Below are 14,780 nucleotides of genomic sequence, written 5' to 3'. Positions count from 1 at the left end.
AGCGGGCAAGCCGACCCTCGGCGTTCGCACGGTGAAAGCAGGGCTGCGCACGGCCGTAGTCCTCTGTCTGGCGACGGCTCTGGTTCACGTCGTCCTGGTGTTCCTTCATGTGGCCCCGTCCAACCCTGTATCCAAGCGGTACGCCTCACAGGTCAATGGATGGGTGTTCCCGCTCTTCGAACAGAACTGGCGGCTCTTCGCCCCGGACCCCGACTCCTTCAACCGGAAGATCCTGGCGAGGACCGCACACACCGATCCCGAGGGGGCGGTGCAGGTGACCCCCTGGTTCGACCTGGCCGCCGTCGACCATTCCGCCGTCGACCACAGCGTATTTCCGAGCCATACATCCCAGAACCTCCTGCGCCGCGCCTGGACCTCTTATGTCGAGACGCACGGAGGAAGCGACACGGCACGCTCGGAACGCGCCGTGATGCTGCAGACGTACCTGCGCAACATCGCCGCGGACCGCATCGCCTCCCACCGCGGCAGTCGCACTTTCGAGTTCATTCAGCTCCGGGTCGTCACGCTGCCCGTCGCTGCGCCCGGCACAGCGGCCGGGACCCGCCCGCCGGCACCCACCGAGGACCGGCTCCTGCCCTGGTGGAAGGTGACCTCCCATGGGAAGTGAACAGATCCCCGAGCCCCCTTCCACGGCCGCCACACCGCACCGGGCCGCGGCCCATGACCCGTCGATCGCCGACACGGCCCACCGGTGGCTCCGCGACCGGATCGGCGACCTGTGGGCGCTCCTCACCGACCGGCCGATCTCCCTGTACGCAGCGTCGGTCCTGCGCATCGGCTACGGGCTGCTCTATCTGGTCTTCCTGCTGCGCGAGTTCCCGCACCGCGACGAGATCTGGGGCCCGGGCTCCCCCTGGACACCGGCGCTGGCACAGCAGCTCTTCGACCAGACGGGCTGGAACAGCATCCTGATCCTGTCCGACAGCCGCGCCTACTTCGAACTCTGCTACGTGACGGCCCTCGTCACCTCCGCGCTGTTCATGCTGGGCTGGCGGACCCGGGCCATGTCCGTCCTCTTCGCCGTCGTGGTGACCTCCTTCCACGCCCGATCGATCTTCATGACGGACGGGGGCGACAACCTGATCCTGCTGATGTCCCTCTACCTCGTCCTCACCGCGTGCGGGCGGCGCTGGTCCCTCGACGCACGCCGAGACCGGCTCAAGGCAGCCCGTGCGGGCAGCGCCCCGGAGCCGGCGAGGAGCTTCCGCGCACAGCAGCTCCTGGACGCTCGGACCACCTTGATCACGGTGGTGCACAACTGCGGCATCCTCGTCATCGGGGCACAGGTCTGCTTCCTCTACGGATCGGCCGGCCTGTACAAGATCCAGGGCCCTACCTGGGGCGGCGGCACCGCTCTCCACTACGCGCTGAACCTCGAACTGTTCCAGCCCTGGCCCGCACTCTCCCACCTCGTGGACGAGTACCCGCTCGTGATCGCGATCGCCAGCTACCTGACGGTGCTCCTGCAGGTCGCCTTCCCGTTCGTGCTCTTCGGCAGGCTCAAGTACCCCGTCCTGACGGTGCTGCTGGGCATGCACATCGGTATCGCAGTGCTCCTGGGACTGCCCGTGTTCTCCGGGGCGATGATCGTGGCGGACGCCGTGTTCCTTCCCGACCGCTTCTACGCCTTCCTGCCTCGCCTGTGGCGACGCGCGGCGCGGCGCACGGAAACGGGGCCGTCGGCACCCGGCCGAGCGACGGGATCCGGATTCGTGCCCCTGCAGGGCAGGCCCGCCAGGCCCGGCGCACCCGCCTCCGAGCAGCCGGCTGCTCCTGCGCAGCAGGACACCACCACACCGAAGGTGCGCCCTCGGTCCGGGCGCGCGTAGCCGGCTCGGCCGACACCGCACGGTCGTCACGGGTGCGGTGCGGGCAACAGGCAGCAGGCCGAGGGGGATTCCGTGTCGATGTACCCCTTGATGGCCTCCGCGATGAACTGCCGGGTGCTGACCGGGCTCAGCGCCCGGGCCTGCAGGTGCGCGTACATGTCTGCGTAGAGCCTCACGTCTGATCGTTTCTCCACGTAGAGGTCGCTGGTGAACCTCTCCAGATACACCACGCTCGCGTCGGTGGTGCCGGCGAACTCGAGCAAGGAGAACTGCCCCGAGACACCGGGGTGCGCCCCTGCCTCGTGGGGAAGGACCTGCAGGGTGATGTGCGGCTGGGAGCCGAGGTGGGTCAGATGCTCGAGCTGCTCGCGCATCACCTCACGGCTGCCCACGACGCGCCGCACAACCGACTCGTCCAGCACGACCCATAAGCGCATCGGGGCCCCGGGGACGGCGAGTCGGCTCTGGCGCCGCAACCGTACCTGGAGGCGTGCGGCGGCCTGTTCGGCGGTGGCGTGCGGGATCGTTCCTGCGATGACCGACCGGGCGTAGGCGGGAGTCTGCAGCAGGCCCGGGACCACGAAAGGCTCGTAGGTCCGGATCGCCGCCGCCTCGGCCTCCAGGCCGATGTAGGCGCCGTACGGGATGTCGCCGTAGGAGTTCCACCAGCCCTGTCGGCCCGATTCCCGGGCCAGCCGCATCAGGTCGTCGAGGAGCTGCTGGTGCTGGACTCCGTACAGGCGGCAGAGGTCACGCACGTCGCGCGGCTTGATGTGGCGGCGGCCGTTCTCCAGGAGGCTGATCTTCGGTTGGGAGATCAGCAGTTGCTCCGCGACCTGCAGCGTCGTCAGACCACTGGCCTTCCGGAGCCGGCGCAGCTCCGATCCCAACCGGCGCCTGCTGACGGTGGGATTCGTGTCGACACCCACGGGGTGTGTTCCTCCGCTCCGTGAACCCTCTTTCCGGCGAGCAGGATGCCACGCCGAAGGTGCAGCGGGATCCGCCTCGCTGTCGTGTCGCGCTGCCGTGTCGGCACTTCTCGCGGCCATGCGGCGCCGTCCCCGCGCGCGTGCGGGCGGGGCGGTTCCCCGGTGCGCAGGAAGGCGGGTCCGGCTGCGGACCACCCGTTTCACCCGAGTGCCTCGTTTCGTGGGCGACGTGATGCCGAGCGTGACGCTGCGTGTCAGCGTGATCCGAGAAGGATCCGAACCCCCGCATCACGAGGAGTCGTCGTCATGAGTGGTAAGCAGCACAAGCGTCAGGAGCCGGGCAGGGGCAGCGAGGCGCATGGCCATCAGCGCCCCGGGGATCCCGCGCACCCCCAGCCGGGCAGGCCGTCGCGTGAGCAGGCACAGAAGCAGGGCCGGGGCAAGGAGGAGACCGAGCGCCGCCGCGAGGACGACCTGCTGCGTGAAGAGGACCTGCACGACGAGAACCTCTGAGCTGTCCTGACCCCGAACGGCCTGCTCAGCGGATGTGCCGGCGTCCGGAACGCCGCCCGTGCATGCCCAGGTGCACCGGGGCCCACGAGGACCAGGATCCCGGAGACCTTCACGACGTGGACACCTCCTCGGACGGGCGAGGGTCTGACCGCTGCCGCGACGTCGTCCGTGCCGGAGGAAGGGCTTTCCTCTACTCGGGTTCGGGCGTGGTGGCGATGAGGATCTGAGCGGCCTGCGTGACGTTGTCGGCACGGACCGCGCGGGCCATCGCTTCGCGGGCCGCGTCGGCGGTGGTGCCGGGCGGAACCACCAGCAGGGCGAAGTGGTCGTTGTGGCCGCGCGTAACGAGGACGGTGTCGTCGCCGACCGGGTCGGAGTCGAGGTGTACGACCCGGCCGTCGACGACCAGGCGGGACGGCAGGTCGTTCCAGGCGGACGCGTCCACGCCCACCCGGGTGATCGGGCCGAGGTGCGCGGTCAGGACACTGATCAGCGCAGGCAGCTCAATTGCGATGTCACGGGTCCGCGGCCACCAGGCGCCGTCCAGGAGCCCCTCCCGGGAGCTCGTGGTCTCCAGTCGCAGCAGGGCCGTACCCGGGTTGATCACCGAGTGGATCGCATCCGGCAGGAGCAGCGGGGGCGTGGGCGTGAGGGGGACGTCGGAATCAGCCATGTGGTGTCGCCCGCCTAGAGGGTGGGGCCGTACCGCGTAGGTCGGCACCGGTGCGGAGCCGGCCGGGCGAGGTGCGCGACCTGTCTCCTTTCACGGTACTCCCGCTCCCGGCCACCCCGCCCACCGGAAAATACCTGGTCAGATCAGCTTTACCACCCCGAACAGGCGTACAGTGAAAGCACCGGGAGTACTTCGCACACCGGCTTTCACGCGGGTGTCATTTCCGGCGATCGCCTAAAAACCGGACTGCCGACAGGCAGTCCGGGGGCAGGTCCACACCATGACCACCACCCTCGACCGGACCGCGCCCCGCGACCCCGCCACAGCGCCCCCGGCCCGTCTGTCCCTCACCCCTGCCACCGCGCTCGCCGGCCAGCTGGACGGTGCCTGGTGGCCCTACTCCCGCGACCTCGAAGCCGAGCTCCCCGCTCTCGCGGCCGCCCTGGACGAAAGCTGGGGACGCATCACCCGCGTCACCGTGAACCCCACCCGCTGGCCCGCCGTCCCGCGCACGGTCGCCATGGCCGGGCACGTCCTGCACGTGGGCTGGTTCACCGAACAGGACCCCGACAAGCTCATCCTGCTCTCCTACACCGTCGGCCGCTGGGACCTCCTCGTCGTCCCGCCCGAGACAGCACCCGCGGCTGCGGCCCGCCTGATGACGGCAGCGGCGATTCCGGGCAGCGTCCTCACCGCAGGCGTCCTGATGGCCAACGAAGCCGTCATCGGACGCGGCACCCGCGCCGCGCGCCGCCGGGAAGCCGCTTGGGAAGATGAGGGCGGGGCCTGCATGCCCACCCTCGGGGACCCCTTCGGACGAAGCGCCCTCCCGCTGTCCGCGAACGGCTGGAGGTGAGTTCGGTGGAAACCCTCGTCCTCATCGCCGTGATCATCATCGCGATCGCCATCGGCATGCGCTGGATCCACCTGCTCAACGCCCAGCACGACGCACGGATCGCGGCCTACCGCTTCAGCGACCCCCTGCCGAGGCCGCCGGGCCTGCCCGACGACACCGGTCGTCGGGCCCACCCCACGGATGCCGACCACTGAGGAACGGACCTTCCTCCGACCGGGGGCGTCGGCGGGTCGGGGCGCCCCGACCCGCCGACCTCTCGCCCACTCCGAAAGGGAACACTCCTACGTGACCGACACCGAGAAAGGGACGCGGTCATGGCCACACTGCGCGAACGCAAGACCTACCGCGCTCAAGTGCTCCGGATCCTCTACGAAGCCGTCGAGGGCAACCGCCTCCTCGGCATCACGGGATCGCAGTTGCGGCGCGACCTCCACGTGCCGGAACAGGACTTGGCCGCCGCCTGCACCTACCTGGCCGGCGAAGGACTGATCACCGTCGACTGGGAACCCGGCAACACCCCGGCGATGGTCACTCTCACCCACGAGGGAATCCGGCGCATGGAGGCCGAGGAGGAAGGGAACACCCAGGCACTGCCGGGGGCCGCCAGCCCGGCGTGATCGACGTGATCGACGGGACGCCCTCCAAAGGAGGGCATTCAGCGCGGTGCAACCGCAGAAGACCACGCGCGTGACATCGACTTCGAGGTGATGCGCAGCGCGTCGCGAAGGACGGGGCTGGTCGGCACTCTTCTGCGGCGCTGCTCGCGGCGTGCGCGAGCGCGCGCCGGTTCTGATGTCCTGCCGTCGCAGCGACGAATCGGCGAGGCCGTGGATCGCTACCGGGGTCCTGGCCCAGGGACCTGCTCTCGGGACGGGACAGCTCCTTCCGGCACCGGTCGCTCACCATCGCACCCGGATCCTCACTCGACCGTCTGATCACCGCAAAACGGGGGCAGACGGACATAGAGGGCGGAGGGAGGTCCGGATGTCCGGGATCCGTGCCGTGTACGGGCGCGCGAAGGGCGCCGCGACCGCGGCCGGTGAGCGGCGCGCACGGGCGCTGGCCCGCCACGACGCCGAGGAAGCGGCCGAGCGGGAACGAGCGGTCCGCCTCCGCCGTGCCCAGGCCCGCGACCGTGCTCCGGACGCGGCCCCCGTGGTGCCCTGGGGCCTGCGGGTCGCGGCCGAAGTCGCCTGGCGGTTCCTGGTTCTCGCCGCCACCGTGTGGGTCCTGATGCGGGTGATCGACTCCGTGCGGCTGGTCGCCCTGGCCTTCGTCGCCGCGTTGCTGATCACCGCGCTGCTCCAGCCGACGGTCGCCCGTCTGCACCGCCGGGGGCTGCCTCAGGGGCTCGCCACCGTCGTCACGGCGCTCTGCGGGTTCCTCGCCCTCGGGCTGATCGGCTGGTTCGTCGTGTGGCAGGTGCTCGACAACCTCGACAGTCTGTCCGAACGGCTCCAAGAAGGCATCGCGGAACTGAAACAGTGGCTCCTCGACAGCCCGTTCCACGTGACCGAGCAGCAGATCAACGGCATCACCGAGCGCCTGAGTGACGCCATCGGCACCAGCACCAGCGAGATCACCTCGACCGGTCTCCAGGGAGTGACCGTTCTGATCGAGGTCATTACCGGCATGCTCCTGGCGATGTTCATCACGCTCTTCCTGCTGTACGACGGCAGGAAGGTCTGGGAGTGGACGCTGAGGCTGCTGCCGGTCACCGTACGGCCCCGAGTCGCCGGAGCGGGCCCGCCGGCCTGGCGGACCCTCACCGCCTACATCCGCGGAACGCTGATCGTCGCCCTGATCGACGCGGTGTTCATCGGCGTCGGGATCTACTTCCTCGGCGTCCCCCTCGCCATCCCCATTGCCGTGGTGATCTTCCTGGCCTCCTTCGTGCCGCTGATCGGCGCCATCGCCTCCGGCGCGCTCGCCGTGATCGTCGCGCTCGTCACCCAGGGCGTCTTCACCGCCTTGATGGCCCTGCTGGTGGTGCTCCTCGTTCAACAGATCGAGGGGCACATCCTGCAACCGTTCATACTCGGGCGCGCGGTCCGGATCCATCCGCTGGCCGTGGTCCTGGCCGTCACCACCGGAGGGCTCGTCGCAGGTATCGGCGGCGCAGTGGTCGCCGTCCCCCTCGTGGCCGTGGCGAACACGGTGATCGTGCACCTCCGGTCCTACGCGGACGAGGACGAAGACGAGGAGCCGGCGGTGGAACCGGGAGCCGACCCTGGCGCGGCACAGGGCCCGGAACCGGCCGGCTCGGCGGAGCAGCCCCCGCAGCGGCCGCCCGATGCGGTGGAGTGAAACCGGACGGGAACCCGGTCCTGGTCCTTCTGCGGACCTTGGTGCAGGCGCCCGGCCGAGGCGGCACGACCTGGCCGGCGCGCTTCCCGCCCCAGGTGCCCGCAGCGGTACGGCCGGTATGGCCGCTACGGCCGCCGGATGCGGAGCGTGATCGCCGCGGCTGTCCTTCGTACCGCGAAGCCAGTAATCTCCCCGCAATGACGGCACTTTCGCATCACAGCAACGGTTACACCGAGCAACCAGGTCGGGACGGCATCACCGCCACCACCGAGGCCGATCCGCACGCCATCGGGCCGGTACGGACCGAGTACGCCCCGGATCCCGACGGCGACCCCGACCCTGGCGAGATCGTGTGGACCTGGGTCCCGTACGAGGAGAACGACGGCCGCGGCAAGGACCGTCCGGTGCTGGTCGTCGCCCGCGAGGCGGGCGGCCGGACGCTGCTCGCGGTGCAGCTGTCCAGCAAGCGGCACGACCACGACCGCGAATGGGTGCCGATCGGGACGGGCCCGTGGGACAGCGCGGGCCGGGAGTCGTGGGTGGACGTCGACCGGGTGCTGCGCGTGCACGAGTCGGGGATGCGGCGCGAGGCCTGCGCGCTGGACCGGGGACGCTTCGGGCTGGTGGTCGACCGTCTGCGCGAACGCCACGGCTGGCACTGACCGCCCCCGCCGGCCGCCTCGCTCCGGCCGGCCGCGTCAGGGGGTGGGGGTGGGGGTGAGGGTGGCGAAGGTTCGTTCGAAGGCCTGGCGGGAGTGCGGTGCGGGGTCCAGGATCGCGAACACCACCCGCTCGAAGGTGCCCGCGAAGCGGGTCGTCAGCAAGCCCCGGAAGGCCTCGGCCACCACCGCCGGGTCGTTGCGGAACACCCCGCACCCCCAGGCCCCCAGCACCAGCTGCCGGTACTGGTGCAGCGCCGCCACCTCCAGGACGAGCTCCGCACGCCGGGCCAGCGCCGCCGGGATCTCGGCGGCCCGCTCCGGTTCCTGCCGCAGGATCGTGCCCGCGTTCGGAGCGGGTGAAGTCAGGAAGCCGGCCAGGAACGGCGCCTCCATCAGCTCGCCCCGGTCGTCACGGAAAACCGGCACCCCGGGCGAGTGAATCACCCGGTCGGTGTAGAAGGTGCTCACTTCCGCGCGGTGCACCTCGTAGTACTCCAGAGCCTCCAGCAGCGTCTCGTACAGGGCGGAGGCGCGGCACAGGGCCTCCTCCTGCGCCTTGGCCCCGCGGACGTAGCCGCCCCCGGGATTCCGGGCCGAGGCGAAGTTCAGGACCGCCACCGGCCCACCGGGCCGCCCGGCTCCCGGAGCCGCCGGGGCGTCCGCCGCGAGCCTACGGGCGGCAACCGTACTGCTCTCCCCCGTGACCTCGACGACCGTCGCACGACCCCCGCTCACGGGTTGCTCGCCTGGAATGACCCGCTTTGGCCCATATATTGTTGTTCCTGCCTTGGCGTCCGCCAGGGCGGCGGCGAGGGACACCTGCCGCCCCGACCGCGTCCGGTACCCCCCGGCCGCCAGGATTTCCGCGTTCTCCCGCGCGATCTCGCGCAATCTGCTGCTCACGCCGCCATCCTCGGCACCTCCTTTCCCGGCGGCAAAGGATTTTGTGCCCGAGGGAGGGGTAGGCACGGGTGATGTCACGGCCGACGACAGGAGAAGAGGACCCGGTCATGCCCCTCGAGCCACCCGTTCCCCCACCCGTTTCCCCGTCCGCGCCGGACGCTCCCGCCTCCGACGCTCCCCCCTCCGAGGCCCCGCACTCCCCCGCGATCAGCGAGAAACAGGCGGAGCACCTGATCCACGGGATCTGTTTCAAGACCGGCCCGCCCCGCCTGCTCGGTGCCGAACTCGAATGGCTGGTCGTGGACGCAGAACGGCCCGCACGCACGGTGACCCCCGAGCGGCTCCGGGCGGCGCACGCCGCGGCCCGCGCGCTGCCCCTGCACTCCCGGGTGACCGTCGAACCGGGGGGGCAGCTCGAACTCAGTTCGGCCCCGGCCACCTCCCTCACCGGCTGCGTGGACGGGCTCCAGGACGACCTGACCGCCGTCCGCGCCGCCCTGCGCGAGCAGGGACTGGTCCTGCGCGGCCTCGGCCGTGATCCCCGCCTCCCCTACCGCCGGCTGCTCAACAGCCCGCGCTACGACGCGATGGAGGCCTACTTCGACCGCACCGGCCCGGCCGGCCGCGCCATGATGTGCGCCTCCGCCTCCGTGCAGGTCTGCGTGGACGCCGGGTACGAGGAGCCGGGCGTGCTCGGCCACGGCCGGCGCTGGCGCCTCGCCCACCTGCTCGGTGCGGTCCTGGTCGCCGCCTTCGCCAACTCCCCCGCGAACGAGGGGGCGTACGCCGGCTGGCGGTGCTCCCGCCAGGGGATCTGGGACGACCTGGACGCCCGGCGCACCCTCGCCCCGCCGCTGGACGCGGGGCCGCGGGACGGCTGGGTCCGCCAGGCACTGGACACCGAGGTGATGTGCGTACGGTCGTACGAGGGCGAGGCGTGGAACGTCCCGCGCGGTACGACCTTCCGCGACTGGCTGCGCGCGGGGGACGACGGGCAGGCCCTGCGGGCGCCCACCGCCGAGGACCTGGACTACCACCTCACGACGCTGTTCCCGCCCGTGCGGCCGCGCGGCCACATGGAGTTGCGCATGATCGACGCGCAGCCCGGCGACGACGGCTGGCTGGTCCCGGTGGCCGTCGTGCACGCGCTGTTCGACGACCCGGAGGCCGCCGAGACCGCCTACCGGGTCACCAAGGCCCTGGCCGACGCCTACGGCGCTCAGCCCGCGCCGCGCAATCCGCTCTGGCGGTCCGCCGCCCGTCACGGTCTGACCGATCCCGAACTGCGGGCGGCCGCCAAGACCTGCTTCCGGGCGGCTGCGGAGGCCCTGCCCCGGCTCGGTGCGACCACGCACGTCCGGGACACGGTCGGCGCGTTCACCGAGCGCTTCGTCCTGCGCGGCCGATGTCCGGGTGACGAACCGCCGCAGCTGCGGCCCGAGGGGAAGGAGGCCCTGCGATGACCACCGAATCCCACCCCGGGCTGCGGGAACGGGCGGCGGCGGCACTGACCGCCGCGCGGGCCCGGACGGCAGCGCTCACCGACGCGGTGACCGACGCCGACCTCACCGCCCAGCATTCCCCCCTGATGTCCCCGCTGGTCTGGGACCTGGCACACATCGGCAACCAGGAGGAGCTCTGGCTGCTCCGCCGGGTCGCCGGACGCGAGTCGATGCACCCCGAGATCGACCCCCTCTACGACGCCTTCGAGCACCCGCGTGCCGAGCGTCCGAAGCTGCCGCTGCTGGGGCCAGAGGAAGCCCGCCGGTACGCCGCCGAGGTCCGCGGCCGGGTCTTCGACCTCCTCGAGAAGACCCCGCTGGAGGGCAGTGCGCTCCTGGACGACGGCTTCGCCTTCGGGATGATCGCCCAGCACGAGCAGCAGCACGACGAGACCATGCTGATCACCCATCAGCTGCGGCGCGGCGCTCCCGTGCTGACCGCGCCGGAGCCGGACGCTCCCTACGATCCCCCGGGCGCCCCCGAAGTCCTCATACCTGCGGGCCCGTTCACCATGGGCACCTCCACCGAGCCGTGGTCGCTGGACAACGAACGGCCGGCGCACCAGCGGGACACCACGGCGTTCTGGATGGACACGCTGCCGGTGACGAACGCCGCGTACCGTGCCTTCATCGCCGACGGCGGCTACCACGAACCGCGCTGGTGGGCGGCGGCCGGCTGGGACCAGATCCGCCGGCACTCGATCGAGGCGCCGCTGTTCTGGCACCGGGAGGGCGGCGAGTGGCTGCGCCGCCGCTTCGGAGTGACCGAGCCGGTCCCCGATGAAGAACCGGTTCTGCACGTCAGTTGGTACGAGGCGGACGCCTACGCCCGCTGGGCGGGGCGGCGGCTGCCCACGGAAACCGAATGGGAGAAGGCCGCCCGCTTCGATCCCGCGACCGGCCGCTCGGCCCGCTACCCGTGGGGCGACGCGGACCCGACGCCCGCCCACGCCAACCTGGGGCAGCGGCACCTGCGCCCGTCCCGCGCGGGCAGCTACCCGGCCGGGGCGTCCCCGCTCGGGGTGCGCCAGCTGATCGGCGACGTGTGGGAGTGGACGGCGTCCGACTTCCTGCCGTACCCGGGCTTCCGGGCCTTCCCCTACCGGGAGTACTCGGAGGTGTTCTTCGGACCGGAGCACAAGGTGCTGCGGGGCGGTTCCTTCGCGGTGGACCCGGTGGCCTGCCGGGGCACCTTCCGCAACTGGGACCTTCCGGTGCGGCGGCAGATCTTCTCCGGCTTCCGCACGGCGAGGGATGTCTGATGTGCCGTCATCTCGCTTATGTGGGACCGGAGGTGACGCTCGGGAGGCTGCTGAGCGAGCCCGAGCACTCGCTGGTGCGCCAGTCCTGGGAGCCGCGCCGCCAGCAGCACGGCACGGTCAACGCCGACGGCTTCGGCATCGGCTGGTACGCCGAGGGCGACCCGGTCCCCGCCCGCTACCGTCGCGCCGGGCCGATCTGGGGCGACCTGACCTTCACCGATCTCGCCCGCGTGGTGCGCAGCGGGGCCGTGCTGGCCGCCGTACGGGACGCCACGCTCGCCGGGGCCGACGGCGAGGCCGCGGCCGCACCCTTCACGGACGGGCCGTGGCTGTTCAGCCACAACGGCGCGGTGCGCAACTGGCCGGAGTCGGCGGCACCCCTCGCGGCGGCGCTGCCGCCCGAGGACCTGCTGCAACTGGCGGCCCGTACCGATTCGGCGCTGGTCTGGGCGCTGGTACGGCGCAGGCTGCGGGCCGGGGACGACCTGGGCACGGCGCTCGCCGAGCCCGTGCGGGAGCTGTCCTCGGCCGCGCCCGGCTCCCGGCTGAACCTGCTGCTCACGGACGGCGCGGCGATCGCCGCGACCGCCTGGGGCGATTCGCTCTGGTACCTGGCCGATCCGGGGGGCGGGCGCACCGTGGTGGCGTCCGAGCCGTACGACGACGACACCCGGTGGTGCGAAGTGCCCGACCGGACCCTGCTGACCGCCACCCGTACACGGGTCCGTCTGACCCCGCTCAAGGAGAACCGCACGTGACCAGCTTTCAGTTGACCCGGACCCTCGACGAGGACGCGGCGGAGACCGCCCTGCGTGCGGACGTGCTGCACGGGCTGACGCACACGCCCAAGGTGCTGCCGCCCAAGTGGTTCTACGACGCGCGGGGCAGTGAGCTCTTCGAGGAGATCACCCGGCTGCCCGAGTACTACCCGACGCGGGCGGAGCGGGAGATCCTGTTGGAGCGGGCGCGGGAGATCGCCGCGGTGAGCGGGGCCCGCACCCTGGTGGAGCTGGGTTCCGGTTCCTCGGAGAAGACCCGCCATCTGATCGAGGCGATGCCGGCGCTGGACACGTACGTGCCGGTGGACGTGAGCGAGAGCGCCCTGCGGGGAGCGGCCACCGTGCTGCTCGCCGATCATCCGGGGCTGCGGGTGCACGCCCTGCTGGCCGACTTCACGCGTGCGCTGCAGCTGCCGGACTCCCCCGGTCCCCGGCTGGTGGTGTTCCTGGGCGGCACCGTCGGGAACCTGCTGCCGCCGGAGCGGGCGGTGTTCCTGGCGGCCGTACGGGCGATGCTGTCGCCCGGGGACGCGCTGCTGATGGGCACGGACCTGGTGAAGGACGAGGCCGTGCTGGTGACGGCGTACGACGACGCCCGGGGGGTGACGGCGGAGTTCAACAAGAACGTGCTGGCCGTCATCAACCGGGAGCTGGACGCCGACTTCCACACCGCCGACTTCGAGCACGTGGCGGTGTGGAACAGGGAGCAGGAGTGGATCGAGATGCGGCTGCGGGCCCGGTCCGAGCTGACGGTGAAGATCCGGGCCCTGGATCTGGTGGTGCCGTTCGCGGAGGGTGAGGAGGTCCTGACGGAGGTGTCCGCGAAGTTCCGTCAGGAGGGCGTACGGAAGGAGCTGGCCGCGGCCGGGCTGGAGCTGACCCAGTGGTGGACGGACGCGGCGGGCCGCTTCGCGCTGTCCCTGTCGGTCGCCGAAGGCCCGGTCGGCTGATCGGACGGGGCCGGCCGCGTCGTCCGCTCCGACGCGCGGTCGGCCACGGCCCGCTGGGCGGCCGCCGCGAGGTCCCGCCGGTCCGTGTACCGGCCCGGCGGGATCCGCGGCAGCAGCGTGACCTCGGCCCGTATGCCGCGGGCCCGGGCGATCCGCCACAGCGAGGCCGTCAGCGGGTCGTCCCCGACGAAGGCGGGCGCCCCGGCCGGTCCCCCGTCGGGCCGCAGGTACGCCAGGTGCAGCGGCTGTACGGGGACGCGTGCGTCCAGGGCGGACTGGAAGGCGGCCCTGCGGAAGGTGCCCCGGGCGCGCCCGCACCAGGTGGATCCCTCGGGGAAGACGCAGACCCGGTGGCCGGCGAGCAGTGCGCGGGTCATCGCGGTGACGGTGGCGGGCAGGGCGCGGATCCGGTCGCGCTCGATGAACAGGGTTCCGGCCCGTGCGGCGAGGCGGCCGAGGACGGGCCAGGCGCGGATGTCGCTCTTGGCGAGCATCCGGCCGGGCAGGACGGCGGCGACGAGCGGGATGTCGAGCCAGGAGATGTGGTTGGCGACGAGCAGGCGGCCGCCGGGCGGGCCGGGGCTGCCGTGCACGGTGATCCGCAGGCCGAAGGCGCGTACCAGTGCGGCCGACCAGGCTCGTACCGCCGCGTGCCGGGGGGCGGCCGGCAGGAGCCGGACCGGTGGGGCGCACAGGATCCCGAGCAGGATCAGGGCGACGGCGCCGGTGAGCCGCAGGACCGCGTGGGGGACGCTCGCGGTGCGCCCCACGTGGCCGGAGCAGGCCTCGGGGGTGCAGGGCGAGGTGGGCAGCCAGACGCTCATGCGCCCGGGATGAGCGCGCGGAAGTGCTTCAGGTAGCGCGGGTTGGTCCGGCGCAGGGAGAGCAGCACGTACAGGTCGGCGCAGCCGAACGCGGCGTCGAGGGCGGGCTCTCCGCAGACCCAGGCGCCCAGGCGCAGGTAGCCGCGCAGCAGCGGGGGCAGTTCCATGCCGTCGGGGAAGGCGATGCCTTCGGGGTTCCAGGGGATGCGCGGGGTGACCCGGTACTCGTCGGGTGCGGGGCTGCGGGTCAGGGCGCGCTCACGGGTGGCCGCGGCGAGGACGCCGCCGTCGGCGAGCGGTATCGAGCAGCATCCGGCGAGCCAGTTGTGGCCGGTGCGGTCCATGTAGTGGGCGAGGCCCGCCCAGATGAGGGCGATGACGGCGCCGTTGCGGTGGTCGGGGTGGACGCAGGAGCGGCCGACCTCGACGAGGTCGGGGCGGATGGGGGCGAGCGCGGAGAGGTCGAACTCGCCCTCGGAGTACAGGCGGCCCGCGACGGCGGCGCGCTCCGGGGGCAGCAGCCGGTAGGTGCCGACGACCTGCCCGGCCTCCTCGTCGACGACGAGGAGGTGGTCGCAGTAGGCGTCGAAGGCGTCGGCGTCGAGGCCGGGCTCGGGGCCGTCGAGTCGGGCGCCGAGCTCGCCGGCGAAGACCTGGTGGCGCAGGCGCTGGGCGGCCCGTACCTCGTCCTCGTCGCGGGCGAGGCGCACGGTGTAGTGGGGCCCGGGGGCGGCGGCCTGGGCGCTGTCTCTTATACACATCTCCGAGCC

17 protein-coding genes are annotated in these 14,780 nt (G+C 72.0%); 12 read left to right on the top strand and 5 right to left on the bottom strand.

Annotation, left to right across the window (positions count from 1 at the left end):
• Nucleotides 1-163: 163 nt before the first annotated feature.
• A complete protein-coding gene (locus IH80_RS47470; RefSeq protein ID WP_420708891.1) occupies nucleotides 164-628 on the top strand; it encodes a DUF5819 family protein in 465 nt (154 codons plus the stop codon).
• A complete protein-coding gene (locus tag IH80_RS0131760) occupies nucleotides 618-1,850 on the top strand; it encodes an HTTM domain-containing protein (RefSeq protein ID WP_107056946.1) in 1,233 nt (410 codons plus the stop codon). The genes IH80_RS47470 and IH80_RS0131760 overlap by 11 nt, the downstream gene beginning before the upstream one ends.
• 26 nt (nucleotides 1,851-1,876) lie before the next feature.
• Here IH80_RS0131760 and IH80_RS0131755 read toward each other — a convergent pair whose 3' ends face one another.
• Nucleotides 1,877-2,779 carry a helix-turn-helix domain-containing protein gene (locus IH80_RS0131755; RefSeq protein WP_037881728.1) on the bottom strand — a complete coding sequence of 301 codons (903 nt, stop codon included), beginning with the start codon at nucleotides 2,777-2,779 and terminating at the stop codon, nucleotides 1,877-1,879.
• A 306-nt stretch (nucleotides 2,780-3,085) separates the two neighbouring features.
• Between IH80_RS0131755 and IH80_RS42915 the strand changes: the two genes are divergently transcribed.
• Complete coding sequence (locus IH80_RS42915) at nucleotides 3,086-3,292, top strand: hypothetical protein (RefSeq protein ID WP_078906852.1); 207 nt, start codon at nucleotides 3,086-3,088, stop codon at nucleotides 3,290-3,292.
• Nucleotides 3,293-3,482: 190 nt separating this feature from the next.
• Here the strand turns inward: IH80_RS42915 and IH80_RS0131745 are convergent, their stop codons facing one another.
• Complete coding sequence (locus IH80_RS0131745) at nucleotides 3,483-3,965, bottom strand: DUF5994 family protein (protein WP_030965075.1); 483 nt, start codon at nucleotides 3,963-3,965, stop codon at nucleotides 3,483-3,485.
• A 280-nt stretch (nucleotides 3,966-4,245) separates the two neighbouring features.
• On the opposite strand from IH80_RS0131745, the gene IH80_RS0131740 reads away from it, so the two are divergent.
• The 5 genes from IH80_RS0131740 to IH80_RS0131720 all read left to right on the top strand — a co-directional run bounded on the left by IH80_RS0131740 (nucleotide 4,246) and on the right by IH80_RS0131720 (nucleotide 7,790).
• Nucleotides 4,246-4,821, top strand: coding sequence for a DUF5994 family protein (locus tag IH80_RS0131740; protein ID WP_030965073.1), 576 nt, complete (start codon nucleotides 4,246-4,248; stop codon nucleotides 4,819-4,821).
• 5 nt (nucleotides 4,822-4,826) lie between these two features.
• Nucleotides 4,827-5,015 (top strand): hypothetical protein, encoded by a 189-nt coding sequence (locus IH80_RS39935; protein ID WP_037881726.1) that lies wholly within the window; start codon nucleotides 4,827-4,829, stop codon nucleotides 5,013-5,015.
• A 120-nt stretch (nucleotides 5,016-5,135) separates the two neighbouring features.
• Nucleotides 5,136-5,438 carry a hypothetical protein gene (locus IH80_RS0131730; RefSeq protein WP_030965072.1) on the top strand — a complete coding sequence of 101 codons (303 nt, stop codon included), beginning with the start codon at nucleotides 5,136-5,138 and terminating at the stop codon, nucleotides 5,436-5,438.
• A 367-nt stretch (nucleotides 5,439-5,805) separates the two neighbouring features.
• Nucleotides 5,806-7,128, top strand: coding sequence for an AI-2E family transporter (locus IH80_RS0131725; RefSeq protein WP_078906851.1), 1,323 nt, complete (start codon nucleotides 5,806-5,808; stop codon nucleotides 7,126-7,128).
• A gap of 197 nt (nucleotides 7,129-7,325) precedes the next feature.
• Nucleotides 7,326-7,790: a type II toxin-antitoxin system PemK/MazF family toxin gene (locus IH80_RS0131720; protein ID WP_030965069.1), complete on the top strand. Its 465-nt coding sequence runs from the start codon at nucleotides 7,326-7,328 to the stop codon at nucleotides 7,788-7,790.
• A gap of 36 nt (nucleotides 7,791-7,826) precedes the next feature.
• Here IH80_RS0131720 and IH80_RS0131715 read toward each other — a convergent pair whose 3' ends face one another.
• A complete protein-coding gene (locus tag IH80_RS0131715) occupies nucleotides 7,827-8,693 on the bottom strand; it encodes a TIGR02452 family protein (protein WP_030965067.1) in 867 nt (288 codons plus the stop codon).
• A 107-nt stretch (nucleotides 8,694-8,800) separates the two neighbouring features.
• Between IH80_RS0131715 and egtA the strand changes: the two genes are divergently transcribed.
• Genes egtA through egtD form a run of 4 tightly spaced genes read left to right on the top strand, consistent with a single transcriptional unit; the run spans nucleotide 8,801 to nucleotide 13,186 of the window.
• Entirely contained in the window at nucleotides 8,801-10,156 is a 1,356-nt protein-coding gene (egtA, locus tag IH80_RS0131710; RefSeq protein WP_037881725.1) for an ergothioneine biosynthesis glutamate--cysteine ligase EgtA, read from the top strand.
• Nucleotides 10,153-11,457 carry an ergothioneine biosynthesis protein EgtB gene (egtB, locus tag IH80_RS0131705; RefSeq protein ID WP_030965065.1) on the top strand — a complete coding sequence of 435 codons (1,305 nt, stop codon included), beginning with the start codon at nucleotides 10,153-10,155 and terminating at the stop codon, nucleotides 11,455-11,457. The genes egtA and egtB overlap by 4 nt, the downstream gene beginning before the upstream one ends.
• Nucleotides 11,457-12,215 carry an ergothioneine biosynthesis protein EgtC gene (gene egtC / locus IH80_RS0131700; RefSeq protein WP_030965063.1) on the top strand — a complete coding sequence of 253 codons (759 nt, stop codon included), beginning with the start codon at nucleotides 11,457-11,459 and terminating at the stop codon, nucleotides 12,213-12,215. Before egtB ends, egtC begins: the two co-directional genes overlap by 1 nt.
• Nucleotides 12,212-13,186: an L-histidine N(alpha)-methyltransferase gene (gene egtD, locus IH80_RS0131695; protein ID WP_030965062.1), complete on the top strand. Its 975-nt coding sequence runs from the start codon at nucleotides 12,212-12,214 to the stop codon at nucleotides 13,184-13,186. Before egtC ends, egtD begins: the two co-directional genes overlap by 4 nt.
• On the opposite strand, the gene IH80_RS42910 is transcribed toward egtD, so the two are convergent.
• The gene (locus tag IH80_RS42910) at nucleotides 13,069-14,010 is read right to left on the bottom strand and encodes a lysophospholipid acyltransferase family protein (protein ID WP_158943700.1); all 942 of its coding nucleotides are present in this window, start codon (nucleotides 14,008-14,010) and stop codon (nucleotides 13,069-13,071) included. The two genes, egtD and IH80_RS42910, sit on opposite strands and share 118 nt — an antisense overlap.
• Complete coding sequence (locus IH80_RS0131685; RefSeq protein WP_030965060.1) at nucleotides 14,007-14,771, bottom strand: GNAT family N-acetyltransferase; 765 nt, start codon at nucleotides 14,769-14,771, stop codon at nucleotides 14,007-14,009. The genes IH80_RS42910 and IH80_RS0131685 overlap by 4 nt, the downstream gene beginning before the upstream one ends.
• Nucleotides 14,772-14,780 lie beyond the last annotated feature (9 nt).

The sequence above is a fragment of the Streptomyces sp. NRRL S-378 genome (assembly GCF_000720645.1).
Taxonomy (GTDB): Bacteria; Actinomycetota; Actinomycetes; order Streptomycetales; family Streptomycetaceae; genus Streptomyces.
The sequence above is the reverse complement of the archived record's forward strand: the minus strand, read 5'-3'. Positions and strand labels throughout refer to the sequence as shown.